The sequence below is a fragment of the Microcoleus sp. B4-C1 genome (assembly GCF_036705285.1).
Taxonomy (GTDB): Bacteria; Cyanobacteriota; Cyanobacteriia; order Cyanobacteriales; family Microcoleaceae; genus Microcoleus.
The window spans coordinates 1-26,363 of the sequence record NZ_JAUBUC010000038.1 but is presented as its reverse complement, the minus strand read 5'-3'; the positions used below and the strand labels follow the sequence as shown (position 1 = coordinate 26,363).

Genomic DNA, 26,363 nt, shown 5'->3' with positions numbered 1-26,363 from the left:
AGTGGCGATCGCACCAGACGGTAAAACAGCGATTTCGGCATCCGACGATCAAACCCTGAAAATCTGGGACACCGAGACAGGCTACGAACTGAAAACTCTCACGGGTCATAGTTTGGCGGTAACAGCAGTGGCGATCGCACCAGACGGTAAAACAGCGATTTCCGCTTCCGGGGATCAAACCCTGAAAATCTGGGACACCGAGAGTGGCTCTGAACAGAAAACTCTCATGGGTCATAGTTCCGGGGTAACAGCAGTGGCGATCGCACCAGACGGTAAAACAGCGATTTCGGCATCCGACGATCAAACCCTGAAAATCTGGGACACCGAGAGTGGCTCTGAACTCAAAACTCTCACGGGTCATAGTTCCGGGGTAACAGCAGTGGCGATCGCACCAGACGGTAAAACAGCGATTTCGGCTTCCGATGATCAAACCCTGAAAATCTGGGACACCGAGAGTGGCTCTGAACTGAAAACTCTCACGGATCATAGTAGCGCGGTACTAGCAGTGGCGATCGCACCCGACGGTAAAACAGCGATTTCGGCTTCATGGGATCAAACCCTGAAAATCTGGGACACCGAGACAGGCTCACAACTGAAAACTATCACGAGTCATAGTGACGCGGTAAGTGCAGTGGCGATCGCGCCCGACGGTAAAACAGCGATTTCCGATTCCGGGGATTATACCCTGAAAATCTGGGACACCGAGACAGGCCGGAAACTGAAAACTCTCACGGATCATAGTTCCTGGGTAACAGCAGTGGCGATCGCACCAGACGGTAAAACAGCGATTTCCGCTTCCAAGGATGAAACCCTGAAAATCTGGGACACCGAGACAGGCTCACAACTGAAAACTCTCACGGGTCATAGTTCCGGGGTAACAGCAGTGGCGATCGCACCCGATGGTAAAACAGCGATTTCGGCTTCCGATGATACCCTGCAAATCTGGGACACCGAGACAGGCTCTGAACTCAAAACTCTCACGGGTCATAGTAGCGCGGTACTAGCAGTGGCGATCGCGCCCGACGGTAAAACAGCGATTTCGGCTTCCGATGATCGAACCCTGAAAATCTGGGACACCGAGACAGGCTCACAACTGAAAACTCTCACGGGTCATAGTGACGCGGTAAGTGCAGTGGCGATCGCACCCGACGGTAAAACAGCGATTTCGGCTTCCAAGGATGAAACCCTGAAAGTCTGGGATTTGCTCACAGGTAAAGAAATTGCTAGTTTCAGGGGAGAAACTGAGTTTAATTGCTGTGCTTTTGCGCCTGATGGAGTGATAGTTGTAGCGGGCGATAAGTCAGGTCGGGTGCATTTCCTGCGATTGGAGGGAGTTAGCGGCGGGCGATAATCGAATTTTTGTGTTTGTAGGGGTGCTCTCAAATAGAGAATGAGAGCAATGGAGTTTTTAAATGCCTGCTAAAGATATTTTTCACGATACTGTCAAAGCTGCTTTACAAAAAGATGGATCGATAGTTATTCGTGAAAAATTTCGGGTGCAAGTCGATGAAGAAGGTCTAGCCATGTTTATCGATATGACCGCCGAAGAATTGATCGGTGCAGAAAAAGAAGGTCGCAAAATAGCTGTCGAAGTTAAGAGCTTTCAAGACCGATCCGACTTCTATCAATTTCATGGTGCTCTCGGTCAATTTCTCAACTGTCGATCTGCATAGAGAGATATTATGCCAGATTTTATAGTATATTTAGCAGTTCCTTTAGAAACCTAGTGTCCTCTTTTGCCGTTATGATGTTGAAAATTTGATAAACAGGACTCACGCATTTTTCCCAAAGAAACCGGGTTTTTTACCTAATCTGTGGGCGACAACGAAAGAATTTGCTCAAAAACCCGGTTTCTGAGCACCGGTGCGTCCAGGACGGATAAATTAATGACAGATAAGATCGATCGACCATTAGCAACAGTAATACTCGCGATCAGTGCCGACGGTAAAATTGCGGATGCAGTACGATCGCCCGCGAGATTCGGTTCTGCCAACGACAAAGCCCACCTCGAACAGCAAGTAGCAGCAAGCGACGCCGTTTTGTTCGGCAATGGCACTTTACAGGCCTATGGGACGACGATGAGAGTGATTTCGCCGGAATTGGTCAAACAGAGGGAATTGCAGGGGAAGCCCCCACAACCGGTGCAAATCGTGTGTTCGCGATCGTCCCAATTTGACCCAAACTTGCGATTTTTCCAGCAACCGGTGCCTCGGTGGCTGCTGACGGGGCAAGACTGTAGGGAAACGGCATTGCCGTCTCCTCTCAAGAACGGGCAAGATGCCCGTTCCACAACAGATGAATTTTCTTGTGGAACAGGCATCTTGCCTGTTCATAAAAGGCTTATTGAGAATGGTGCAACATCTCAGTTCGATCGAATTATCTATGCAAAAACCACAGGTGGAGAGATTGATTGGATTGATGCGTTTCAACAGCTAGAAACTATCGGTATCAAACGTTTGGCGATTCTGGGCGGGGGAAAACTGGTAGCGTCTGTGCTGGCTGCAGGCTTGGTAGACGAACTTTGGCTGACGGTGTGCCCGTTAATTTTGGGTGGCGCGGATGCACCGACACCTGTGGAGGGGAAGGGTTTTTTGGCGGATTTAGCTCCAAAATTGGAACTTTTGGCGGTTAAACAGGTGGGACAAGAGGTATTTTTGCATTATAGATTCGGGGCGGGCTAGAAGCCCAACCCCTACTCCCCACAACACTTGTGTGGCACAGGCATCTTGCCTGTGGCGGGCTCTCGTGCCCACCCTACAACACTTGTGTGGCACAGGCATCTTGCCTGTGGCAAGTAATTACACAAGCAGGGGAGATTGTATTAACTTAAATGAAGTTCGATCGCTCTACGCTCAAATCTCCCTATGCTGAAACAGCCAAAACCTCAATATTCTGTAGCCTGGATTAGCAAAATAGGCGAAATCCCGCAAGCGTCGTGGGATGCCATGGCGATGCCGCTAAAAACTCCATTTCTCGAATGGGATTGGCTTAACAATCTCGAAGTATCGGGTAGTGCGACAGGTAAAACCGGTTGGCTACCGCATCACTTGACTGTGTGGCGAGACAAACAGTTGATTGCTTGCGCGCCACTTTATGTCAAAAGTCACAGTTACGGCGAATTTGTGTTTGACAATCAGTGGGCGGATTTAGCCCAACGTTTGGGTGTTCAATATTATCCCAAATTGATGGGAATGACGCCGTTTACTCCGGCTGAAGGCTATCGATTTTTGATTGCCGAGGGAGAAGATGAAGACGAGTTAACTGGAGTAATGGTAAGCGCGATCGACCATTTTTGCGATCGCCACAATATCTCCGGTTGCAATTTCCTTTATGTCGATCCCGAATGGCGACAGCGCATGGAAAGCCACGGTTTCAGCAGTTGGCTGCACCACAGCTATATTTGGCAAAATCAAGGCTATCAAAATTTTGACAATTATTTAGGCGCATTTAATGCCAACCAGCGCCGCAATATCAAGCGCGAACGCAAAGCAGTTGACCAAGCTGGTTTGTTGATAAAAACGCTGACGGGCGATGAAATTCCCCAAGCCATGTTTGCTCAAATGTATGCTTTTTATGAGAATACTTGCGACAAATTTGGTTGGTGGGGAAGCAAGTATCTGACTAAGCGATTTTTTGAACAGTTGCACCACAATTATCGCGATCGAGTGTTATTTGTAGCCGCCTACGACAAGGAAGATGAGAGACAGCCGATGGGTATGTCTTTTTGTTTGTATAAGGGCGATCGACTGTACGGCCGTTATTGGGGAAGTTTGCAGGAAATCGACTGCTTGCACTTCGATGCTTGTTACTATACGCCGATCGAATGGGCGATCGATCGGGGCATCCAAAGCTTCGATCCCGGTGCCGGCGGGCGGCACAAAAAACGGCGTGGCTTTCCAGCTACGCCCAATTATAGTTTGCACCGATTTTATAACAACCGTCTTGCCCAAATTCTCAAGTCTTATATCGGTCAAATCAACGAAAGAGAACAGGAAGAAATTGATGCAATCAACGAGGATTTACCTTTTACTAAGTTGCCTCCTTTGTTACTCGGCGAGTGACGGTTGACTGGGAATTTGGAATTGGAATTTGGGAATTAGTAACAGCCCATCGGTGTCAACATAATACTAAAACCCTGTGTATATCTCGTTTGTATCGAAGTTTCGATCCCCCTAAATCCCCCTTAAGAAGGGTGACTTTGAATGCTCTTTCCCCTTTATTAATGGGAGTTAGAGGGGAGGTAAGAATAGTCTTGTCCCCCCTTATTGAGATGGGTTAGGGTGGCTCGAAACTCAACTATAAACGATATTTATTATGGATTTTAGGATGGCGAATTAAATAATTTACACAAGTTTGTGGGAAGTAGGGGATGGGCGTCCCGCCCGCCATTTCTGGACGGGCGGGACGCCCATCCCACAAGAACCATCACGCATTCTAAGTTATTTAATTCTCATTCCTTAGTCTGAAGTTGACACGAATGGTAACAGTCAACAGTCAACCGTCAACCGTCAACCGTCAACAGTCAACAGTTAAACTAATTCAAAATTACCTTGCCATCTTCCTGAATTTGCAGCGATTTTGTATCAGCCTCCAACTCAGTTGTCGCGCCGAAACTGACTTGCAACATTCCCGGCATCGCGGTTGCTTGGGGGCGAACCAGCAGCAATCCGCCGTCTGGGCGCTGATAAGTGATGGTGATGGGCACTTGGAGGGCTTGAAGCAAAATTTCCGATTGTTCGCCCAGAGTGCGCGGCTGGGTGACGCCTACGATTTGATAATTGATGACAGCATTGGTGGTATTCACCAGTTTAATTACTATCATGCCTTCGGCAGGCGTAACTCGCGCACTGGGCATGGGGAAGCGGGCAGGCGCGTCTGTTGGTGTAGAGGGCATCCCGCTGGGGCTCGGACTCGCAGCCGGAGTTGGTTCGCTGACGGGTTCTTCAGTGGCTGCGGGAGTCTCTGCGGGTTGGGAAACGGGTTTTCCTTGTTGGGGCGGGGGGCCGCCGGCGTGGGAAATTGTTGCGAGACTAACGAGTAAACCGACGCCGGTGGCTGCTAGCAAGCTGATTTTTTTTAACGGTAGATTGTGGTGAAACATAAATAACTCCTCACAAGTTCGATCGAGGTTTTCCAACAACGTTTATGTTAATCTATGGCGGAAATGAGTTTTAATAGCTGGGTTTGGGCGCGAGGTAGGAAGAATAAGGGTTTGAGGGGTAGATTTTTTTTAAACCGCAGAGGGCGCAGAGGGCGCAGAGGAAGAGGGGAAGAGGGGAAGAGGGGAAGTTTTACAGGCGAGATGCTTCTGATTTGTGGGCGGGAAGGGTGACGGTAACGGCTGTACCTCGATCGACTTGGCTGTCTATGCGGATTTGGCCGCGGTGATTTTCGACAATTGCTTTGGCGATTGCTAATCCTAAGCCGGAACCGGCGGCGCTGCGGTGGGTTCGGGCGGGATCTGCGCGGTAGAATCGATCGAATAAATGTGGCAGGGCTTCTGGGGAAATTCCGATGCCGGTGTCTGTTACTTTTATTTGCAGTGCTGGATTTAAGATCGCCGAATTTCTTTTGTTTTTGGCTGCAAGTTGCAATTCTACTTCTATTTCGCCGCCAGAGGGTGTGTACTGCACGGCGTTGCTGACTATATTGGTAAAGAGTCGGGCTAGTTGATCCCAGTCGCCCAACAGTGTAAAGTTGTCCTCAGCGTTGGGCAGATCGACAATTTCCAAAGAAAGAGAGAGGTTTTGGGTTGTGGCGATCGCCTGTTGTTCTTCAATTACCTCCATCAGCAAAGCATCGAGGGGAACTTCAATCCACTGCTGTTGCACGATACCGCTGTCTTGTCTGGCTAAAAACAGCAAATCGTCAACCAAGCGCCCCAAACGGCGGGTGAGGCGTTCGATAACTTGTAGCTGTTGATGTTGCTGCGGTTCGATATCCGGTTCCGCCAAAGCTACTTGGACGTTAGTTTGAATAGTGGCGATCGGATTTCTGAGTTCGTGAGAAGCATCAGCGGTAAACTGTTTGAGACGCCCGTAAGACTCTCGCACCGGTGCCATTGCCAATCCCGACAGCAGCCAGCCAATCGCCGCCACGCAAATTAGAGTTAAACTCGCGCCCAAAATCAAATCGAGAATTAATTGGCGGATGGGTTTTGTCACTTCAAACCAAGGATGGCTGACTCGCAAATATCCCAGAACTTGCCTGCCGATTTGTACTCGCTGGGTTACTTGTCTGAGAGAATAGTTTTGAGCGGACTGCAACTCATTATTAATTATCCAAACTGTTTCGCCGGTGCGGTTAGCATGAATGGGAATATTCAGCGGTTCGGATAAGGTAGACCACAGCAATTCGCCCGTAGGACTGAACCATTCTAAATCAATATGGTCGTCTTCTACTGCATCGGTGCTATCTCGAAAACTGGCTTGAATATTAACTTGCAATTTAGTTTTATCTGTGGTATTAGGAAATTTTAGCGGTTCGATAACGAGGGTTCGCTCTATTACTTCGACAACATGATTGAGGGTGTCATCAATGCGATCGATCAAAGTAGTGCGGACGTAGAAATAGAAACCTGTGGCGAATACAAGTAATAATACGGCAGTAACGGCAGTGTACCAAATAGCGAGGCGGCGGCGAGTAGCTTGGAACATATTGCGAAGGAAGTTCGGCAACTGATTTTGTAGTGGATTCAAAAGATTTAACTCATATGTTGCACCATTCTCAATTAGCCTTTTCGGAACAGGCTTTCCGGCCTGTTCCACAAGAAAATCTATTCTTTGTGGAACAGGCCGGAAAGCCTGTTGCTGACAATGGTGCAACATCTCAGTTTAACCAATTTAATAACTATAACCTTCTTGTCTTCCTTCGGAACAGGCTTTCCGGCCTGTTCCACAAGAAAATCTATTCTTTGTGGAACAGGCCGGAAAGCCTGTTGCTGACAATGGTGCAACATCTCAGTTTAACCAATTTAATAACTATAACCTTCTCCTCTTCCTTCGTGTCCTTCGCGCCTTCGCGGTTCATTAAAAAAAGCCTTGTTCGCAAATTATCTCAAAAAACTCAAACAACTTTCCCTTCTTGATACTTCAGACAGATGTCGAGAGAGCTGTCACCATAGTATTCTAATCGCGAAACTTTTTAGGTAAAAGCTTGTGAATAAATTTTTATTTCGAGCCGCGATCGGGCTATTAATGGCATTTTTTGGGGCAATCACCTATTTTACAAACGACGTACAAAATCCGGTAACTGGAGAGAGACAGCGGGTGCAGCTTTCTCCCCGCCAAGAGATAGTTTTGGGATTGCAGGCGCGAGATCAAATGGCCGCCAAGCACGGGGGGCTTTATCCCAGCCAAAGTATTCAGCAGTATCTCGATCGAGTAGGAGGACGAGTTATCAACGGTTCGGTGGCGAAACAAGCGGGTTATCCGTTTGAATTCCACCTGCTGCGAGACGCCCAAACTGTCAATGCTTTTGCTTTACCGGGCGGACAAGTTTTCATTACTGCGGGGCTGCTGCGCCGGCTAAATTCCGAGGCTCAGTTGGCCGCTATACTCGGGCACGAAGCCGGTCACGTTGTCGCCCGCCACGGTGCAGAACACTTGGCAAAACAGCAGTTGGGCAGGGCTTTGGTAACGGCGGTTGGGGTGGCTACTAGCGACGATCGCGGGGGCGGGCAGCAGGCAGCATTAATTGCTCAAGCTGTCAATCAAGTTGTCAGTTTGCGGTACGGTAGGTCTGATGAACTTGAGAGCGATCAGCTCGGTTTTCGGTTTATGACTGAAGCTGGTTACGATCCTAGAGGTATTGTTGAGGTGATGCAAATCCTCGGTTCCGCTAGGAAGGGCGAAGCGCCACCGGAGTTTTTGAGTTCTCACCCCAACCCTGAAAACCGAGTGCAAAAATTGCAAGCTTTAATCGCGCAAAATTACCCTAACGGCGTTCCAGCTAATTTGGAGTCTGGACGCGATGAGTTTGCTAAGAATGTGTCGGGCGGTTAGCGATAATTGCATCGGGCTTTACAAAAGTTATTACTATAGGCGGATCTAAGTTCGGCTTGGAGTTGGCACGATCGACTTAATGAGCGATCGAGCAATTGGAAAGTTGAAAACCATGATTGAATCTTGGATGATTATCGGGGGCGTGACTTTCTCAGTCGCCTTCGGAACTCTGTTTTTTAAACTCCGCGATATTAACTGGGCTGTCAAACTTCAAAGACCAGATTGGATGTTTTTTGAGCCTGCTATTCCGTTAATTTGGACGGTGATTTTTGCTTGCGGGGCCGGCAGCGCTGCTGTCGTGTGGGAACAGGAACCCGGTAGTCTCAAAACTTGGCTGCTGATGGCTTTATACTTGCTTTTAGAAATTGTCACAGTTGCTTATATTCCTGCTACTCTCAGAGCCAAAAGTCTGAAAGTAGGGACGATTTTAGGAGGGGCTGGCGAGATTTTGGGAGTTGTATTGACGTTGGCTGTTTTGCCGATTTCTCAAACCGCGGCTTTGTTACTTTTGCCTTACGTGATTTGGGGTGCGATCGGCACTTATACCACTTGGGAAATGATTCAGTTAAACCCAGAAGCTGCATAAATATTCGGTGTTCTTCAGCGCACCCTACATACTATAGCAATCCTAAATCATTCATGTAAATTTGTAGGGTAGTGCTAAGGATCGCGAATTAAATAACTTACAATTTTAATTGTTATTGTGGAAGTTATTTAATTCTCATTCCTAAGAGTGCCTACCCCCTATCTATCGGGGCAACCGGGCGTGGGATTGCCCCTACAATAATTACGCGAATGATTTAGGGTTGCTATATAACGCTCCTCTCTTCCCTTCCTTCGTGTCCTTAGCGTCTTCGCGGTTCCTAAAAAAAAACATTGTTAATAATAGCAACTCCGTGCTAGCGGGTTAACCCACCCGATAAAGTGAGGAAATCCGCTTAACAGTGTGTGGGTATTTGATGAGAAGATAGATGAATAAAACTGGTTTAAATCAAAGGATGACAGTTATCAATGGCCATTAAAGACCAGCCCCAACCACCTCGTTTTCGACAAATTAGCAATGTCTTGTTATTGCTCTCAAGTTTGTTTTTGCTGGCGAATATCTTTTTGCCCAATTTGTTCGGCCCCCAAATTCCGCAAGTTCCTTACAGCTTGTTCGTCCATCAGGTTCAAGAACAAGATGTAGTCAGAGCTTCGGTAGGTCAAAATGAAATTCGCTACCAACTCAAAGGCGAAGGTGACAAACCCGGTCAAGTGCTGTCAACTACGCCGATTTTTGACCTGGAATTACCTAAACTTTTGCAAGAAAAAGGCGTTGAATTTGCGGCAACTCCCCCTTCTAAAAATGGCTGGATCGGCAGTGTTTTAAGCTGGGTGGTTCCGCCGCTGATTTTTGTGGCGATTTTTCAATTTTTCATGAACAGGCAGGGCGGTGGGCCACAGGGTGCGCTGTCGATCGGCAAAAGCAAGGCTAAGGTCTATGTAGAAGGCGAATCAGCGAAAATTACTTTTGCTGATGTGGCTGGAGTGGAAGAGGCGAAAACTGAATTAGTCGAAGTTGTTGAATTTCTGAAAACTCCTGACAGATTTACGGCAATTGGCGCGAGAATTCCGAAAGGCGTGCTGTTAGTCGGGCCTCCGGGAACTGGCAAAACGCTGTTAGCAAAAGCAGTGGCTGGTGAAGCTGGCGTGCCGTTTTTTAGCATCTCTGGTTCGGAGTTTGTGGAACTGTTTGTAGGTGTTGGTTCTGCAAGAGTTAGAGATTTATTTGAGCAGGCTAAGAAACAGGCTCCTTGTATTATTTTCATTGATGAATTGGACGCGATCGGCAAATCCCGCAGCAGTAACGCTAGCTTTGGGGGGAATGATGAACGCGAACAAACTCTCAATCAATTGTTAACTGAAATGGATGGTTTTGCTGCTGGCAATACTACGGTAATTGTGCTGGCTGCAACTAACCGCCCAGAAAGTTTGGATGCTGCTTTGTTGCGCCCTGGCCGTTTCGATCGCCAAGTTTTAGTCGATCGCCCCGATTTATCTGGTCGCGAAGAAATTTTGAACATTCACTCTCAAAAAGTGAAGTTGGGCCCGGATATTGACTTGAAGGCCGTCGCCGCTCGCACTCCCGGTTTTTCGGGCGCAGATTTGGCAAATTTGGTCAATGAAGCTGCTTTGTTGGCGGCCCGCAACAAACGACTAACTGTAGCGCAGGAAGACTTTTTTGAGGCGTTTGAGCGCGTTGTGGCCGGCTTGGAAAAGAAAAGCCGGGTGCTCAATGAAAAAGAGAAAAAGATTGTGGCTTACCACGAAGTCGGGCACGCGATGGTTGGTGCTGCACTGACCGGCGGCGGCGAAGTGGCCAAAATCTCGATCGTCCCGCGCGGTATGGCTGCTTTGGGTTACACGTTGCAGGTACCGACTGAAGACCGTTTCTTGTTAGATGAGTCGGAATTGCGCGGTCAGATTGCTACACTGCTTGGAGGGCGATCGGCTGAGGAAGTCGTGTTTGGTAGCATTACTACTGGCGCTTCAAATGACTTGCAAAGGGCGACTGATTTAGCTGAACGGATGGTGACAACTTACGGGATGAGTAAGGTTTTGGGGCCTCTAGCTTACGATCGAGGTCAACAAGCAATGTTCCTCAACGACGGTATGGGAAATGCCCGCCGCGCTGTCAGTGCTCAAACTGCTGAGGCGATCGACCAAGAAGTGAAGGAAATTGTCGAAACTGCACATCAGCAAGCTTTGGATATTCTGAAAGCAAATCGGGAATTGTTGGAAACAATTACGCAGAAACTGTTGGAAACAGAAGTGGTGGAAGGTGACGCACTTCGCGAATTCCTCGGTCAAGTGCGGCCTTTAGATAAGGTTGCGGCTTGAGTTTAAGAGGGTTTAATCGCACTTAAGCATGAGAGTCCAGAAACCGGGTTTTTACTGAGAAGACGCGCTGTAGGCGGCAGATTCGAGAAAAACCCGGTTTCTTTATTCCCAGCGCATCCAGGACTGTTTAATTCAAGCAGAGGTTAACGCAGATAAACGCAGATGATGACAAAATATCATCTGCGTTTTTTGGTATTTCTTAGCTCGTAAATTTTCAAGCAGAAGGCTTGGGAGCCGGTGCCCCCCGCAGCATTCCTTCTGTACTGAGGTCTTCATCGATTTCTTCCCAGTGAATGCCATAGCCTCCTCCGCATACTTCCCATTTTGCCCTTTGATCGGGCGTTGCATTAAACAATCTGGGATACCAAATTAAAGGCACAGTAATGGTTCGTCCATCCATCAAATCAACACTAATTGTTTCTTCTGTAAAATGAATCTCCTTAACTCTCTCGTCCGCTCGAATCGCCAAAATACCCATACCAAGCCTCCAATAAAGTTTGTTGATTTTCTTGTACTACCGACTGTATTTTCCGAATTTCTTTAGCACTAAAACCAAGGTTGTTTGCCAAACTGACTGGCTCCAACCAAAATTTAACTGATGATTTGTCTCTGTCAATGTGAACATGAGGTGGTTCATTCGGTTCGTTCATGGCTGTAAAAGTAAAGTCGGTAAGGGCCTACTCGTAAAATAGTTGGCATAATTTCAGGTTATACAACATTTCAATGCGAATATCTGTAAGTTTTGTATTCTATGATAGCACAGGGCGATTTTATATTTTGGTTACAACCCTTTGATATACTGCCTCAATACAGGTGGGAGAGTGTAAAGACTTTCCTGTTTTTCTATAAAGCAGCGCCGTGATAAAGATTGGAGCGCGTTGAGTAAATCTGATGAGGATATTTGTCCTTTTTCTAGCAATTTTGCTAGGTTGACTGGCTGGTTTTCCCTAGCCAACAAAGACATAACTTGTTTTTCTAGTTCGGAAGTGCGATCGTACTGCTGCTGTAAAACATCTTTCAAATCTTCCGGCAACAATATTGTATCATCTCTTAATAATTCTTTCGCGCTGATTCCCAACTCTTCAATCAGACTCGCCACGCTTTTTAAGCATAGGGGGTTGCCTTGGTAGCGGTGAATGAGTGCTTCACTTTTGTCGCTTTCTTCTAACCCATAATCTCTGAGTATTTCCCGTCCGGCTGGGATGTCTAAACCCTTGAGTTTTAAGGTACGAATAAGAGTATTTTGGCTTTTAACTTGAGTCACTTCTCTCGGTTGTTCCCAACCGATTAGCAGCAAGCAACATGGATGGGATAATTTTTCTATTTGTTTGAATAAAGAGCGATATTCTTCGCATTCTGGTTTATATTTTCCTGCCACTTCCCCGCTACAGAAAAGGTTGTGAATGTCATCCAAGACTATTAAACAGCGATACTTTTGTAAATACTTAATCAGCGGTAAGCGTTTCTGGTTGGTTGGGGATAAATCTTGTTTTTCCGAATTAGAAAAAAGCTGTATTAGGTTAGATTCAAATTTATCTATGCTGGGGAATTCGTCGAGAGTATACCAAACTGTGTACTCAAAGTCGTCTTTAATTTGTTGTACGAGTTGCACTGCTAAGGATGTTTTGCCGATGCCGCTGATGCCGGTCAGGGCTATGAGGCGACTGCGTTGTTGTAAAATCCATGTGGTGAGGGTGTCGAGTTCGAGAGTGCGATCGTAGAAATCGCCCAACTCTGGCATTTCGCTTAAATCTTGATGTAGAGTTTGAGGTTGTTTTGTGTTAGATGTTTCCTGATTTTGTGGGTGTGAGTTTGGGATATCTGGCGGGTATCTAGCTTCTCCACAAATGTTAAAATTACCGATGGCTACAACGTCACCTTGTGCAAAGTTTGAAGAATTAGAGACTTGGAACCTCTTAATTGCCGAGCGAAAATTTGATTTAGTAACATCTTCTCCCAATTCTTCTGAAAGTGTCTGCCATAATTCCATTCCTACCTCTCTAACACGATCCTCTGATCTATTAACCGCCTTGGCAATTTCTTTGTAGCCTTCATCTTCCCATGTTCCGCGCAGAATCCTCTCTTGCAAGTCATTGAGGTGCTTACCTGTTCTAGCAAATACCAAATCTTCTGCGAGTTTTAGCACTTCTGTAAGGTTCATACATCCGGATAGATATCAAGGTTGGTTGTATTGTACCCAACATTTACTCACATTTCCCAACATTTTCCCATATTTTCCAATTTTTTGTCTGTTATCAACTCGAAAAGTCCCGATAACTACCAAAGTTTTTGCAAGCGTAAAAACCAAAGTTAAGTGCTAGTATGGAGCGGGAGCAACTTTACTCTGGGAAATGTCAAATACATGGCTCAACCTATAAATTTAATAAGATATCAGTGAGATGAAAGACACGCTCATCGTCAAAATTCTCAAGGAAGGCGACCAAGTTTTGAATGTCTCATACATTGGTGAAGCGATTCACATAGTTGTGCGGAAACCGAACGAGGAAGTTTTTGTTTACTCCGTATCCCGTGATGCATATGGACAGCCTAAACTGTCTAAATTACCAGAGATTACCATCACTCATGGAGATGGTGAAGTTGAAGCACGGGCAACCGATGCTAGTGGTCAAGAAGTTCTCTCTATAACGGCTTAATGAGGTGAGTAATGGGTAAGAAGTCTCTTAAAATAACAGTTCATGGTTTATCTGATGAAAACTACGCCGATGTTGCTCATGGGATAGTGAAAACAGTCAAGTCAGTTGCTCCAAATAGCGATATCTCAATTCTGGGGGCCAGTCCACAAACATTTAAGGGTTCATCCAACAAGGAAATCGAGGGTAAGTAACGTGGCAAGTCAGAAACGATCCAACGAACACTTGAAGGCACAGAAGGCAGTCAAGCAGAGGGATGGTAACGAATGTGAAATTTGCGGTAAAGTCCCGGAGATCGCAAATGGACACCATGTTATTGCTTACAGTGATGGTGGTCCCGCGGATTTGAAGAATATGATGACACTTTGCCCAGAGTGCCACAGGGCTTACCACAATGGAGAAATACAAGTCGATATTTGGCGATTTTGAATACAACGTCAAGCTTGGCTACTGTTCTCCAAGATACCTATAAGAATTGATAAGCCTCAGCTTTTGTTGCTGAGGTTTTTATTTTTATTTAAGGGATTAAATCGCACCTCAACCTGCATCCCATCTGAGAAAGTCCTTTCTTTTTGCTTCTGCATCCCGCTCCATCGCTGCTATAGTTTTTGTAAACTTTTCTACCCATTATTTACTGACTTCATACTCTAGTTCATCTTTACTCAGGGTTTCCACCTCATTAAATCTATAGCTATAATTCCTTTACCATTATAAACATACAAAAACCCGGTTGCTTCAAAACACCGGGTTTCTCCATATTGTTGCTGCAGTTTCGCTCGATCAAACTCCGTTTATGTAAGCCATAACTGGAGTACCTTGCTGCTGCGCGATTTCCAAAAGGCGTTGAATGCGATCCTCTGTCGGCGGGTGAGTGCGGAAAAGTGACTGCAAACCTTTAGTCGAAAAAGGATTCACAATCAGCAGCGGCGACATCGCAGGATTGCCGTGCATGGGAATTTCATGACCCAGTTTCTCCAACTTTTGCAGGGCGTTTGCTAAGCCGATCGGGTTATTGGTAATTTCCACCGCACCGCTGTCGGCTGCAAATTCTCTGGTTCGAGAAATCGCCATTTGAATTAGGGTTGCTGATAGCGGTGCTAAAATGATTAAAAACAGCAAACCAAACGGATTCGGGCCTTGTCTGCTATCCCGCGTTACCGGGCCGTAAAGCGCTCCAAAAGTCAGAATTCGCCCGACAAATGTAATTGCACCGGCAATTGTTCCTGCAACTGCTTGAGTGAGGGTGTCGCGGTTGCGGATGTGGGTGAGTTCGTGCGCTATAACGCCTTCCAATTCTTCGCGGGAAAGCAAATTCATGATGCCTTCAGTAACTGCTATTGTGGCGTGTTCCGGGTCTCTTCCTGTGGCGAATGCGTTCGGAGATTGAGTGGGAACTACAAAGATTTTCGGTACTGGAATTTGGGCTTTTTTACTCAGCGATGCTACCATATCGTAGATTTCTGGTGCTTCGCTGCGGGCGATGGGGCGAGCGCGGTAAGCCATTAACGCTGCCGTGTCGGAATAGTACCAAGAGCTAAAACTTGAGAAGGCGGCTAGCGCTAAACCAATGTAAAGTCCTTGCTCGTTGCCGATTAAATAATAACTTCCTAAAACGAGAAGGCCGCTTAGGAGTCCTAAGAGAGCGGCTGTTCTGAGTTGATTTGTTCCTAACATGGCGGGTTGAGGGCGATCGCTATTTTGATATTTTTGAGCTTGTAATTAGGTTTTCATATTTGCGGGCGATCGCGCCTCTATCTGCCGAAATAACTGCTGCCGCCAATAGTAGTATTTTACCTGCTAGATCGGAGACGGGGAATGTCTCTGGAGGCTCTATCTGCTTGCTTTCTTGAACCAGCATATCCGCAGAATATGACATTTCCAGGAAGAGCTTGGAAACGAGATTAATCTCACGAATTGGCGGCCCAAAGAATAGCAATATCGCTGTATTGCTTGAACATTGAATCAGCACTCACAAGCGTCATCTCCTCAATCTGAGCCTGGGCAATCAGCATTCGATCGAAGGGATCTCGATGATGTAATGGTAACGCAGCCGCTCGCAGGGCATGAGGTGCTGTAATTTCCAGCGATCGCACATCTAACTGTATCATGCGCGTCGAAATGTAGGTATCGATCGGTTCTGGAAGTGGTAACTTTCCGATCGCAACTTTGATTCCCATTTCCCAGACACTAGCAACAGAAAGCCACAATTCGTTCGTTTCATCGGCAATCTGTGCGATCGCCTCCTCATTCAATCGATCTGGTTGGGCAAACCACCACAAAAAACACTGCGTATCCAGCAAGAGTTTCACTCTTCATCTCCCTCGAATGCTGTCAAAATCTCTTTTGGCAAAGGATCGTTAAAGTCCTCTGGCAAAACAAATGTCCCTCGATCTTGCCCCAAACTAGCTCGTCGATTGGATGAAGTACGAAACGGAACCAACTTCGCGACTGGGATGCCTTCGTTGGAAATAATGATTTCTTCTCCCAGTTCCACACGCGACAATAGTCGTGATAAATTCGTTTTAGCTTGATGGATATTTACAGTTTCCATACTCTTAAAAAACTAAGTCTATAAACTAAGTATAACCAAATAAACGCAGACAATCTTACATTCATCTGCGTTTACCTGAGTTCATCTGCGGTTTAATTATCCAACCCTAAACCGCTTGCACTTGCTTTTCCTCAACAGCAACAGGTTCTTGATATACAGTTTGAGACTCATTAGCCAAAAAGTCAGCCAATTGAGCTTCAATTTCATCCCGCACAATCTGGCGGTATTCCAGGAAATGCTCGTTGTGAGCACACACTGTTAAATAGTGATCCCAAACTGCAGGATTGCGCTTGAGAATGCTGAACAAATGATGCCAGAACTTCCACCGAGTTTTGCGCTTGACTCCCTGCCGCCAAACCACCGTTAACAGTGCTCGCAAGTCGATCCAACTGGGAACTCTTGCAGGTATCTTTGCTGTGGGTGCACCTAACATTAAGAAATGGCGATAAGTCCGGTCTAAATATTTCTCAGCATCGTACACTTCGCAGAATGCCTCGACATATTCGCGGGCAATATCTTCGAGAGGCCGCGTCGGAATGAAGTTCATCAAAGTAGTCTGGTTGAGGTTGCCAGATTTGTCGCGCAACCGCCCTTCTTTTGCTAGTCTGTGGGACAATGCAGTGTGCGGCAAAGCTTGCAGCATTCCAAAGGTTGTGCTCGGAATGGCTGCTGCTTCGGCAAACTGGACAATCCGCTGACCGGCACCGGGTTTTTCGCCGTCAAATCCGATGATGAATCCGGCCATTACTCGCAAACCAGTTTTCGCAATTAACTCTACTGATTCGATCAGGGAATTGCGGGTATTTTGGAATTTCTTGGTCATTTGCAGGCTTTCTTCATCGGGAGTTTCAATCCCTAGAAATACAGCATTAAAATTGCAAGCTACCATCATATCCATCAATTCTTGGTCTTGGGCTAAATCGATGGATGCTTCTGTGTTGAAAGTAAACGGGAATTTGTGTTCTTCTTGCCAGACTTTTAAGTCTTTTAGCAACAGTTTGACGCTGCGTTTGTTGCCGATAAAGTTGTCGTCTACCATGAACACGCCGCGCCGCCAGCCCAAGTTGTAGAGATAGTCTAATTCTGCTATCAATTGTTGGGGGTTTTTGGTGCGGGGTTTGCGGCCGTAGAGGACGATGATATCGCAGAATTCGCACTGGAAAGGACAGCCGCGCGAAAATTGAATCGACATGGAATCGTAGGCGTCTAATTCCAGCAAGTCGAAGCGGGGAACCGGGGTTGTGGTAACATCGGGTTTTACGCCGTCCGATCGATAAGTTCCGCTTTTTTCGCCGCGCCCTATTGCTTCGACAAACATCGGCAAGGTGATTTCGCCTTCGTCGAGAATCAGGTAATCTATGCCCGCTGCTTGAGGTTCTTCGGGTACGGATGTCGGGTAAGGGCCGCCGCAAGCTACGGATTTACCGCGCCGTTTTGCTTCGCGAATGATGTCTAGCAAATCTTCTTTTTGGACAATCATTGCGGAGAGAATAACGAGCTCTGCCCATTCCCATTCTGCTTCGGTGATTTGTCTGATGTTGCGATCGACTAACTTAAATTCCCATTCTTGGGGTAAAATAGCTGCTACTGTTACCAAACCCAGCGGTGGCAGCAGCACTTTACGATCGACTAATTCTAGGATTTTCTCGTAAGACCAAAATGTTTTCGGAAACAGCGGGTAAACTAAAAGAACTCGCATTATATGTTAAACCTCACCAAAAAACTGGGTCTGAAGCCCCGTCCTTATAGGACGGCTTTACATTGAATTAAATCCCCTTTCGGGGTCGGAGAGGGAATTTAATGCAACCTCTCCGATTTTTGGGGAATGGTTGCCCCAAACTCCCATTTCTGGGGTAAAGTTAGCTTCGACAAAGTTATAAAGGCTTGTTAGGCTAGCAGCACTGTCTCAGTGACCTTAAGACTGTTTAACCACTAGCGACAGAGCAAGGGACTAGCTTCGCATCCCAGGGTGTCGTGACCTAAATAACGTAGCTATTTAAAGCTTAGTCTGGTCAGAATGGCCTGTTAGATTTCTCTTTCAAGCCTCACGCCTTTAGGCTGAGGTTCCTGACGTTAAGGCTAAAATTACGATCTTGCACTCGATCGAATATCTGGCGAGGGGTGACACCCCCTAAGACAAACAAATTGAGCGCAATTTTTAGCTTGCAGTTCCCTGTTAAAGTGTGCAAATGCTGATATCTTATCGTATTTGACCCTTAATTGACGATAATCGCATTTAAAAAGCATGGGACTAAGGCAAAAAAGAAATTGAAACACTAGACTTGAATAGCATAAAGAATTAGGGATGGGCTTCTAGCCCATCCCACAAATTGTTTTTTGTGGGATGGGATTTGAGAAGCGCCAAAATAATTAGGGACGGGCTAGAAGCCCATCCCACAATCTTTCTTGTGGGATGGGCTTCTAGCCCGTCCGATTATTGGTGCGGAGTGTACGGACTACTTTTTATTTTTATCGGGAATCCCGCTAGTTTTTAACATATCAGCAACTGTGCCGCAGTAACTCGGCATTCCTATGCTTTCGGGATTCACAAGATTTTGATAGGTAAAATGGCGGTAGCTGATGCAAAATCTATCCCAAGCAGCCACTTGAATTCGGAACAGCCAAATAAAGAAATCGGCCAGCCAAGGTGACAGAGTTATCCGAAAAAATATCTTTTTATTCAAATACTCGCAAGCTTGTTCTACCACTTCGTTAGCTGTAATCGCCGGATTTCCTAGCACAAAATGTCGCGGTTCATCGGAAGCCGGCGGATGTTCAACTAAATAATTAACTACTTTAGCAATATCTGCGCCGTGGATGAAGTGAAAACTGCCATCTGCCTTAAACCAGCGAATCAAACCAATCCATTTTGCGACAAGTGGCAGGCCAGATGACAAGTGAGAGACTGGTTTTTCGGCGTCTCCTCCCAATACTAATGTCGGGTAAAGTGCCGTAATCGGAGGCACATTTGTCAAGGCTGACAAATGCACCATGCAGTTGTATTTTGAGCTAATATAATCTGTCCCCAGTTCCCCGGCTTCTTTAAGCAAATTGTTGTCTCTACCGAGAATGCTGGCCGTTGAAAAATAAATTACTTGTTGGCAAGTCTGTGGCGAAAGTAGTTGAATTAGCTGGAGAGTTTTCGTTACGTTAACGTCAAAAACTTCTTGAGTTCCTCCCCAAGCAGTAGCGGCTACAATTGCTACATTAATTGTTTGCAAAAGTTCGGCGTGTTGCTCGATATCTCGCATATCGCCTTGTAATATATGGATGCCGGGGCGGGCTTTCCAGTCAAATTTTAATTTTTCGGGGTTGCGAACTAATAGGTAAAGTTCGTGGTTTGTTTCTTGAATCAAAGTTTCGGCCATGTAGTGACCGATACAGCCACTTGCACCCGTTATGAAAATTTTTTTGGCGTTCATTTTGCAGAAGGGGAAGGGGGGGACGGCAAGGGGGAGAATTGGGCTGTTTCATTCTCCTGCAATCCGCCAGGGGTTGAAACCCCTGGCGTCGGGCAAAAGTCGGTTGAAACCGACTGAAGAGCACCATTGTTAATAAAGGGCTTTTTTGTGGGTGGGGGCGGGTTTATTTAACCTGTCTGCACTCTTTAAAGTTCTTGGTGAACCCGCCCCTACGGGATGCTTTATTCGTAAGGGTGATCTTCGGTGAGTTAAAACCGACGGAAATATTAATCTTTTACTCGTTACCAGGCTCTGACCTGGTAACGCAGATCCGGAGGCTCTGCCTCCATTTTACGCGAGGCAGAGCCTCTGGATATGGGTTCACCAGGCAGAGCCTGGGAACCAGTTAAAACCAGTTGGCAATCAATTTCAAGCAGCAACTGCAAGCAATTTGTCGGCTTGTTTTGCGGTTTCAAAGAAGAAACGCACGTTATCTTCGGGAGTACCCGGTAACACGCCGTGTCCCAAGTTGAGGATGTGTCCGCGATGACCGGCTTTGCGAATTGTATCAAGAATTCGATCGCGAATAAACGCTTGAGAACCAAACAGCACGCCCGGATCGAGATTTCCTTGAACGTTCATATTGGGGCCCAAACGTCGGCGCGCGTCGGCCATATCAACAGTCCAATCGACGCTGATGATATCGGCGCCGGATGTTGTCATGCGTTCGAGGAGGCCGGCGCTACCGGTGACTAACAGAATTAGCGGGGTGTCGGGATGGGTTTTTTTGACTTGCTCGAATACTTGTTTCTGGTAAGGTAAAGCGAATGTGTCGTAGTCTTGGGGGGAAAGTTGGCCCGCCCAGGAGTCGAACATTTGCACGACTTGCGCGCCGCAGTCGATTTGATAGCGCACGTAAACGGCGATCGCATCTGCAAATTTTGAGAGCAACTGATGCAGTAAAGTTGGATCGGAAAATGCCATGTTTTTGATGATCGCATAATCCTTAGAACCTTTGCCCTCAACCGCATAGGCCGCCAGAGTCCACGGCGCGCCCACAAAACCGAGCACGGTGGATTTGTTGCCGACTTCCTCGCGCAGGGATTTCAGGATTGTTTTGATAAACGGCAAACTTTCTTCCGGGTTCAGCGGTTGCAGCGCGTCGATTTGCTGCTGAGTGCGGATGGGTGAGTGGATAATCGGGCCTTTGCCTTCGGCGATGTCCATGTCGATGCCCAAACCGGGCATGGGTGTGACAATATCGGAAAACAGGATTACGCCGTCGGGCTGAAACGCGCGCCACGGCTGGAGGGAAACTTCGATCGCAACTTCGGGAATTTCGGAACGTTCGCGAAACGAGGGATACTTTTCTCGCAAATCTCGATAAGCCTTCATGTAGCGGCCGGCTTGACGCATCATCCACACGGGCGGGCGGTCTAGGGTTTCGCCGCGGGCTGCCCGCAACAACAAGGGAACTTCATTTAATGCCGACATTTTAACTTTTCTCTACCTTAGATATTTCAATGCCTTTGGTAGCTTACCACTGTGCGATCGTCCTTTTTGACAAAAAATTCATCTGTCAGCGGGGAGGGAGATGAGGAAAGTGGCTGAGTTCGATAGCAACCTTCTGGCACGGTCAAGGAATTCTTAATAGGTGAAACTCTTGCTAATAGGGAATTTTCACATCCACCCTTTTGCTACAATGACAATGCAAACTAACAGAATCCGCGACCGCGACCTCAAGCATACGAAGCATCTAGCACTGGTGCAGCGGCAAAGCGCCCAAAATCACAACCGCGAAATAAAAATATGTTTTTTGACAATTGGTTTGAAATAATTCGGATTTTGACGCTCGGCGTTTCCGCTTACCTCGTGCTGATTTTTTTGCTGCTAGTTTCCGGCAAGCGAACTCTGTCGAAGTGGAATGCCTTCGATTTCATCGTTACCATCGCGCTTGGTTCGACGCTGGCGACTGTCATCATGTCAAAAGACGTTTCCTTCGTCGAGGGCGTTTTCGCCCTCGGCTTGCTCATCGGGCTGCAATTCATCGTCACGTGGCTTGCGGTGCGGGTAAAGTGGGTAAAAAATCTCATCAAAGCCGAACCTACTATGCTGCTCAGCCAAGGCCAATTTCTGCCTGTGGCGATGCGGCAGCAGCGCGTGGGTGAATCGGAAATTCGGGCGGCGATTCGGGGGACGGGCTGCGCGTCGATCGAAGAAATCGAAGCAGTCGTGCTGGAAACCGACGGCAGCATGAGCGTTATCAAAAAATCTCCGAACAATTCGCGATCGGCTCTCAAAGATGTAACTTAGTCGATCTTTAAATCTGTAGAGGCTCATCTTATATGGTGCGTCGCTGCTCCATTTTCGAGCTTAATAGTAGATTTTACTGGGCGACGCACCGTAGGGTTAATTAAATCGAAACTATCTCGTCACGCACACTCCGCCCACCACTACCCGACATTGATCGCGGCCCGCATCGAATCTACTATCATTCCGCCTCGCCGAATCTAAGTTTCTAGTCCGTGAATTGTAGTAATAATCTCCCGCCGGAAAGTTTCTAGTCGGGACAGCGCAGTAAGTTGAATCTTGATTACCATCGTCAAACCTTACTCTCACCATAGAACGTCTCTCGCGACAATCAACAGACCGCAAGCCAAAATCATCTTGCAGAATCTGTGCTCTGTCATATTGACCGTCATATCGATCGTCATCTCGCCTCGTGTACCAATCGTCCCGCGAATTGCGAACTCGTCTGTCGCCTCCATCAATTCCCGCAACTTCCAGCGTGTAGTTACCGCCCCTGGCAGCATCTTTTGCTAACACTAACAGTTTGTAATCGCCACTACGGGGAATTTGATAATTAAAAGAGCGGTCTTGCGTAAAAGCGACTTGTTTATTGTTCCCGTAAAACAGCACCATGACGGGAGTAAAACCGCGGCTTCTATCTGTATCTAAAAACACTTCAATGTTGTCGCCTTCCCTGGCGCTGAATGTGTATTCTTGGCCGCGTAATTCTTCCGTCGGAGAACCCGGAACCCACATATTCCGAAAACGGTAGATGGGGGAAGTGCGGCGAATTACTCCGGCAATGCGATCGTTATTCCGTATCTGTTCGCCAACAGCACTTGAGGAAATCCCCGTAAGTGCCAATCCCGTAACTAGGACTGCGGCAGCAATACTGTTTAACAAGTTGTGAGTTCTCATATCAACCTCTGGAAAATTTTAAAATCTTTTTGCTTTCTTGGCGCCGACATTTGCATACACAATCCATTTTAAATGTAATTTCTGCCAACCGTGTCAACCTCACCTAACGGGACTATTTAGCGGGTGCAAAATCTCATGTTAAAGTTATAGACGTTGAGCCCTAATCTAAAGTTGCGATCGATCGCCACAAATCAGCAATCCCAAATCAGCGTCGAGACTCGCCATAATTCCCATCGGTAAAGCAGCGTTAACCCCCTCGTGCCCGAAGGGCAAATCCGAGACAATGGGAATATTCAAGTCCCCCAGCCGATCGCGCAAAACCTCTTCAATGCTAAAACTGGGAATACTCGGCTCAATCTCGCAGCGACTGAAGCGCCCCAAAGCAATGCCCCGCACCCCAGCGAAAGCCCCCGCCATCCGCCACAAAGTCAACATTCGATCGACCCTGTAAGGAGCCTCAGAAACATCCTCAAATGCGAGAATAACCCCCGTCAAATCCGGTTGATACGGGGTTCCGAGCAAGTGAGAAGCAACCGTCAGATTCGCAGGAAACAGCGGCCCCGTGGCTTGTCCGCTGCCCCATCCTTTACCTTGCAAAGATTGTAAGGGACGACCTTCTATGCAGTCAAAAAGTCGATCGACAGACCAATCCGGTTCCGCAGCCAAAGTTGTCAGCATCGGCCCGTGAACACCCCAAATGCCCAATTTTTCGTGATTCCACAGCAAAGCAGTAATGTCGGAAAAGCCGATTAACCATTTCGGCGAATGGGAATCGGGAGTTGGAAATTGGGAGTTTTCCGCCTTTCCCACATTTCCTTTTTCCAAAAGTCGAGTGCTGCCGAAACCACCTCGCACACAGAGAATACCGCTACAATCCGGGTCATTGAGGGCATCTGCTAGCTGTCGGACGCGGTTTTCGTCGGAACCTGCCAAATAGCCCCAGCGATCGTCAAAACCCGGTGTTAATTCAATTCGATAGCCGCGAGATTTCCAAATTTCTACACCCTTTTCAAAGTTGGTTGATTCTCGCAAAGTGCCACTAGGGGCAATTACTTTGAGCAAATCTCCTGGTTGCAGAAATTTTATGTCAGTCATTTGTTATTAGTTATTAGTTATTTGTTATATAGCAATCCTAAATCATTTGTAAAAATATGTAGGGGTAGTGCTACCCCTACTCCCCGTGCCTACCCCAGTCAAGCGGGGCAACCACGGGGGGTTTGCCCCTACAAGAATTACACGAATCATTTAGGATTGCTATATCGTGTTTTGTGAATTAACGGTAATTCTGTAGGGGCTGGTTTTACCAACCATCAACTATTAAAACAAACCATCTCCAAAACCCGCCCCAAACCCAGGGACTATCGACATCAACCTTACCCACATTTACATATTTCGTTGGGTGGGGCGGGTTTTCGAGATTGTCTGTTTCATGCGGAAATTTTCTGTGAACCCGCCCCTACGGGATAGGGTTAATTATTGATTTAGGAGTGAGTTTTTCAGATTATTTGTGAATGATTGCTAAGGTAAAGTTAGAATTTCCACCCCAGAATCAGTAACAGCCAGAGTGTGTTCAAATTGAGCTGAAAGCTTTCCATCCTTGGTGATAGATGTCCAACCATCGGCGAGAATTTCCACTTCCCAAGTACCCTCATTAATCATCGGCTCGATCGTAAAAACCATGCCTTGTCTGAGCTTCTTTCCTGTGCCCCGCTTACCGTAGTGCAGAATTTCTGGTTCAGTGTGAAAGACTCGGTGAACGCCGTGTCCCGCAAAATTTCGCACTACCGAAAAACCCTGTGCTTCAGCATATTCTTGAATCGCTGCACCGATGTCGCCGGTACGAGCACCCGGTTTGACTTCGGCAATTCCTCTTCTTAAACATTCCTCGGTTACTTCAACTAATTTTTTCGCTACCGGTGAAGGTTTGCCCACAAAAAAAGTTTTGGAAGTATCGCCATGATAACCATCAACTAAAGGGGTTACATCAATATTAATAATGTCACCTTCTTTAAGAATTTGTTTCGCATTGGGGATGCCGTGACAGACTACTTCATTGACGCTTGCACACAGAGATTTGGGAAATCCTTTATAGCCTAGGGGAGCGCTTTTTGCTCCGTGTGCCAAAGTCCAGCGTTCGGCTTCGTCGTTAATTTCTAAAGTGCTGACACCCGGTTTTACCATCGGTTCGAGATGCAGCAGAAGTTCGGCCGCTAAACGGCCTGCTTGGCGCATTTTTTCGATTTCTCTACTGGATAAAAGCACTAAACGTTCGGTTGCCATAGTTTTTTCTGTTTCCTTTTTTGTGTAGTCAATTAAGAGTTTATTTAACTCAATTTGAGAATAGATTTGAATTGCTGTTCCATAAACTTGTAAGGTGCGTCAGTCAGCGAATCTTTCTAAAAATTGGCCAGTATTATTACTGACGCACCCTACTAGCAGTGATAGATTTGAACCAGTGCTCACAACGATCGCCCAAAGCTGCTAAAGAATATTCTACCTCTGCTTGTCGCCGGCAAGCGCTGCGGTCAATTTTGTCTAAGCGGGCGATCGCACCTACCAAGCCATTTACGCTATCAGGCTGCACTAAAAAGCCCGTCAGTCCGTCTCTAACAATTTCCGCCGGCCCCCCGCGCTCGTAAGCAATCACGGGTACACCGCACGCTAAAGCCTCGATCGCGACATTTCCGAAAGCTTCCACCCAACGTGGTGTCATCAACAATGCTTGGCACTGACGGGTTTGCTCTTGCATTTGGGTTGTTGTCAAAAACCCTAAATATTCTACCGGAGCATCCGGGTAATCTGCACAAATTTTTTGCCAATAATCCTCATCTTGCATTTTGCCCATAATTTTGAGGGGAATGCCTGTAATTTTCGCTGCTGCTACTGCATCTTCTAAGCCTTTTTCCGGGGCGATGCGGCCTAGCCAAGCTAATTTAGACTGGGATTTGTTGCAAAATTGGTACAGCGATAAATCAATGCCGCTTCCCAACAACTGACATTCCTCGGCAAAGGTGAATGTTTTGGCTTGAGAAGCGGTGTGAACTCCGATCGTACCAGGAAACTGGGCGGCGGTTTGTTCGGCAATGCGATCGAGGGCTGCAGAAAGGGATCCCATGCTGATCAAATGTGCGATCGGAGTCCTAAAAAATGGTGTCAAATAAAACGGCAGCCAATCGTAGGCAAAATTAACAATCACATCCCATTCATCCTGAACTTGGCGAGCATATTCCCACATATTCGCCAGCACCGAGTCGGCGGGCATCACAATAGGAGCATGGTAATCTTGTGTTTGGGCGGTTACTTGCAACTCACCCGTTATTTCGATTACAGAAATTGATTCTAAGACTGAACCTATCGGCGCTACAACTCCTATTTTATGACCCCGACTCTGCAATTCTTTAGCTAGGTTAAGGACTGTAAGTTCGACTCCGCCGCCCAACCCCGAACCGAGTTGACCGACAGAAGTTGACAGAAACAATAGTTTTAAAGTGTTATTAGTCATTAGTTATTAGTCATTAGTTATTAGTCATTAGTTATTAGTCATTAGTTATTAGTCATTAGTCATATCATGTCCGGTCGATTACCCTGATTCCTGTAGATACTGTCTTGACCTGTCAAGGGGTAGCAGTCAAATAATTGGGGTCGAAAGGCTTTTGGGATTTTAAAATCC

Annotated in this window: 27 protein-coding genes; 11 read left to right on the top strand and 16 right to left on the bottom strand. The window is 46.8% G+C overall.

Annotated features, from left to right (window positions below):
• The 4 genes from QUB26_RS16685 to QUB26_RS16670 form a co-directional block, all read left to right on the top strand.
• Nucleotides 1–1,351 (top strand): WD40 repeat domain-containing protein (locus QUB26_RS16685; protein ID WP_333318895.1); only part of this gene is annotated, 1,351 nt, incomplete at its 5' end.
• Nucleotides 1,352–1,412: 61 nt separating this feature from the next.
• The gene (locus QUB26_RS16680) at nucleotides 1,413–1,673 is read left to right on the top strand and encodes an element excision factor XisH family protein (RefSeq protein WP_333202370.1); all 261 of its coding nucleotides are present in this window, start codon (nucleotides 1,413–1,415) and stop codon (nucleotides 1,671–1,673) included.
• 213 nt (nucleotides 1,674–1,886) lie between these two features.
• Nucleotides 1,887–2,681, top strand: coding sequence for a dihydrofolate reductase family protein (locus QUB26_RS16675; protein ID WP_333318892.1), 795 nt, complete (start codon nucleotides 1,887–1,889; stop codon nucleotides 2,679–2,681).
• Nucleotides 2,682–2,864: 183 nt separating this feature from the next.
• On the top strand, nucleotides 2,865–4,061 hold the full coding sequence (locus tag QUB26_RS16670) for a GNAT family N-acetyltransferase (RefSeq protein ID WP_333318890.1): 1,197 nt from the start codon (nucleotides 2,865–2,867) through the stop codon (nucleotides 4,059–4,061).
• Between the two features lie 473 nt (nucleotides 4,062–4,534).
• Here the strand turns inward: QUB26_RS16670 and QUB26_RS16665 are convergent, their stop codons facing one another.
• On the bottom strand, nucleotides 4,535–5,101 hold the full coding sequence (locus tag QUB26_RS16665; RefSeq protein ID WP_333246717.1) for a hypothetical protein: 567 nt from the start codon (nucleotides 5,099–5,101) through the stop codon (nucleotides 4,535–4,537).
• 190 nt (nucleotides 5,102–5,291) lie between these two features.
• Entirely contained in the window at nucleotides 5,292–6,656 is a 1,365-nt protein-coding gene (locus tag QUB26_RS16660; protein WP_333246723.1) for an ATP-binding protein, read from the bottom strand.
• A 501-nt stretch (nucleotides 6,657–7,157) separates the two neighbouring features.
• Here QUB26_RS16660 and QUB26_RS16655 point away from each other — a divergent pair.
• From QUB26_RS16655 to ftsH4, 3 genes are all read left to right on the top strand, one after another.
• Nucleotides 7,158–8,003, top strand: coding sequence for a M48 family metallopeptidase (locus QUB26_RS16655; protein WP_333246719.1), 846 nt, complete (start codon nucleotides 7,158–7,160; stop codon nucleotides 8,001–8,003).
• 112 nt (nucleotides 8,004–8,115) lie between these two features.
• Nucleotides 8,116–8,589, top strand: a complete 474-nt coding sequence (locus QUB26_RS16650) for a tryptophan-rich sensory protein (protein ID WP_333303008.1) — start codon at nucleotides 8,116–8,118, stop codon at nucleotides 8,587–8,589.
• Nucleotides 8,590–9,014: 425 nt separating this feature from the next.
• The gene (gene ftsH4, locus QUB26_RS16645) at nucleotides 9,015–10,883 is read left to right on the top strand and encodes an ATP-dependent zinc metalloprotease FtsH4 (protein ID WP_333246523.1); all 1,869 of its coding nucleotides are present in this window, start codon (nucleotides 9,015–9,017) and stop codon (nucleotides 10,881–10,883) included.
• Between the two features lie 214 nt (nucleotides 10,884–11,097).
• On the opposite strand, the gene QUB26_RS16640 is transcribed toward ftsH4, so the two are convergent.
• The 3 genes from QUB26_RS16640 to QUB26_RS16630 all read right to left on the bottom strand — a co-directional run bounded on the left by QUB26_RS16640 (nucleotide 11,098) and on the right by QUB26_RS16630 (nucleotide 13,044).
• The gene (locus QUB26_RS16640) at nucleotides 11,098–11,361 is read right to left on the bottom strand and encodes a DUF2442 domain-containing protein (RefSeq protein WP_333231939.1); all 264 of its coding nucleotides are present in this window, start codon (nucleotides 11,359–11,361) and stop codon (nucleotides 11,098–11,100) included.
• Entirely contained in the window at nucleotides 11,324–11,533 is a 210-nt protein-coding gene (locus QUB26_RS16635) for a DUF4160 domain-containing protein (protein WP_333318888.1), read from the bottom strand. The genes QUB26_RS16640 and QUB26_RS16635 overlap by 38 nt, the downstream gene beginning before the upstream one ends.
• 131 nt (nucleotides 11,534–11,664) lie before the next feature.
• Nucleotides 11,665–13,044, bottom strand: coding sequence for an ATP-binding protein (locus QUB26_RS16630; RefSeq protein WP_333318886.1), 1,380 nt, complete (start codon nucleotides 13,042–13,044; stop codon nucleotides 11,665–11,667).
• 238 nt (nucleotides 13,045–13,282) lie between these two features.
• Here QUB26_RS16630 and QUB26_RS16625 point away from each other — a divergent pair, with 238 nt between their 5' ends.
• Genes QUB26_RS16625 through QUB26_RS16615 form a run of 3 tightly spaced genes read left to right on the top strand, consistent with a single transcriptional unit; the run spans nucleotide 13,283 to nucleotide 13,963 of the window.
• A complete protein-coding gene (locus tag QUB26_RS16625; protein ID WP_333105036.1) occupies nucleotides 13,283–13,537 on the top strand; it encodes a hypothetical protein in 255 nt (84 codons plus the stop codon).
• 11 nt (nucleotides 13,538–13,548) lie between these two features.
• Nucleotides 13,549–13,728 carry a hypothetical protein gene (locus QUB26_RS16620; RefSeq protein WP_333181024.1) on the top strand — a complete coding sequence of 60 codons (180 nt, stop codon included), beginning with the start codon at nucleotides 13,549–13,551 and terminating at the stop codon, nucleotides 13,726–13,728.
• A gap of 1 nt (nucleotide 13,729) precedes the next feature.
• On the top strand, nucleotides 13,730–13,963 hold the full coding sequence (locus QUB26_RS16615; RefSeq protein ID WP_333105038.1) for an HNH endonuclease signature motif containing protein: 234 nt from the start codon (nucleotides 13,730–13,732) through the stop codon (nucleotides 13,961–13,963).
• Nucleotides 13,964–14,314: 351 nt separating this feature from the next.
• Here the strand turns inward: QUB26_RS16615 and QUB26_RS16610 are convergent, their stop codons facing one another.
• From QUB26_RS16610 to hemE, 7 genes are all read right to left on the bottom strand, one after another.
• Entirely contained in the window at nucleotides 14,315–15,208 is an 894-nt protein-coding gene (locus tag QUB26_RS16610) for a M48 family metalloprotease (protein ID WP_333246527.1), read from the bottom strand.
• 19 nt (nucleotides 15,209–15,227) lie between these two features.
• Nucleotides 15,228–15,410, bottom strand: a complete 183-nt coding sequence (locus tag QUB26_RS16605; protein ID WP_333246529.1) for a hypothetical protein — start codon at nucleotides 15,408–15,410, stop codon at nucleotides 15,228–15,230.
• A 31-nt stretch (nucleotides 15,411–15,441) separates the two neighbouring features.
• On the bottom strand, nucleotides 15,442–15,843 hold the full coding sequence (locus QUB26_RS16600; protein WP_333246531.1) for a type II toxin-antitoxin system VapC family toxin: 402 nt from the start codon (nucleotides 15,841–15,843) through the stop codon (nucleotides 15,442–15,444).
• Nucleotides 15,840–16,085 carry a type II toxin-antitoxin system Phd/YefM family antitoxin gene (locus QUB26_RS16595; RefSeq protein ID WP_333246533.1) on the bottom strand — a complete coding sequence of 82 codons (246 nt, stop codon included), beginning with the start codon at nucleotides 16,083–16,085 and terminating at the stop codon, nucleotides 15,840–15,842. The genes QUB26_RS16600 and QUB26_RS16595 overlap by 4 nt, the downstream gene beginning before the upstream one ends.
• A 106-nt stretch (nucleotides 16,086–16,191) precedes the next feature.
• Complete coding sequence (locus QUB26_RS16590) at nucleotides 16,192–17,784, bottom strand: B12-binding domain-containing radical SAM protein (protein ID WP_333246535.1); 1,593 nt, start codon at nucleotides 17,782–17,784, stop codon at nucleotides 16,192–16,194.
• Between the two features lie 757 nt (nucleotides 17,785–18,541).
• Nucleotides 18,542–19,507, bottom strand: a complete 966-nt coding sequence (locus QUB26_RS16585) for an NAD(P)-dependent oxidoreductase (RefSeq protein WP_333246537.1) — start codon at nucleotides 19,505–19,507, stop codon at nucleotides 18,542–18,544.
• 408 nt (nucleotides 19,508–19,915) lie between these two features.
• The gene (hemE, locus tag QUB26_RS16580) at nucleotides 19,916–20,980 is read right to left on the bottom strand and encodes a uroporphyrinogen decarboxylase (protein WP_333318883.1); all 1,065 of its coding nucleotides are present in this window, start codon (nucleotides 20,978–20,980) and stop codon (nucleotides 19,916–19,918) included.
• Nucleotides 20,981–21,295: 315 nt separating this feature from the next.
• Here hemE and QUB26_RS16575 point away from each other — a divergent pair, with 315 nt between their 5' ends.
• Nucleotides 21,296–21,799: a YetF domain-containing protein gene (locus QUB26_RS16575; RefSeq protein ID WP_333246540.1), complete on the top strand. Its 504-nt coding sequence runs from the start codon at nucleotides 21,296–21,298 to the stop codon at nucleotides 21,797–21,799.
• A 111-nt stretch (nucleotides 21,800–21,910) separates the two neighbouring features.
• Here the strand turns inward: QUB26_RS16575 and QUB26_RS16570 are convergent, their stop codons facing one another.
• The 4 genes from QUB26_RS16570 to QUB26_RS16555 form a co-directional block, all read right to left on the bottom strand.
• On the bottom strand, nucleotides 21,911–22,693 hold the full coding sequence (locus QUB26_RS16570; protein WP_333246542.1) for a hypothetical protein: 783 nt from the start codon (nucleotides 22,691–22,693) through the stop codon (nucleotides 21,911–21,913).
• Nucleotides 22,694–22,858: 165 nt separating this feature from the next.
• On the bottom strand, nucleotides 22,859–23,788 hold the full coding sequence (locus QUB26_RS16565; RefSeq protein ID WP_333318881.1) for an LD-carboxypeptidase: 930 nt from the start codon (nucleotides 23,786–23,788) through the stop codon (nucleotides 22,859–22,861).
• 423 nt (nucleotides 23,789–24,211) lie between these two features.
• Nucleotides 24,212–24,973, bottom strand: coding sequence for a type I methionyl aminopeptidase (gene map, locus QUB26_RS16560; protein ID WP_333046484.1), 762 nt, complete (start codon nucleotides 24,971–24,973; stop codon nucleotides 24,212–24,214).
• A gap of 136 nt (nucleotides 24,974–25,109) precedes the next feature.
• Nucleotides 25,110–26,195 (bottom strand): glycosyltransferase family 4 protein, encoded by a 1,086-nt coding sequence (locus QUB26_RS16555; protein WP_333246546.1) that lies wholly within the window; start codon nucleotides 26,193–26,195, stop codon nucleotides 25,110–25,112.
• Nucleotides 26,196–26,363 lie beyond the last annotated feature (168 nt).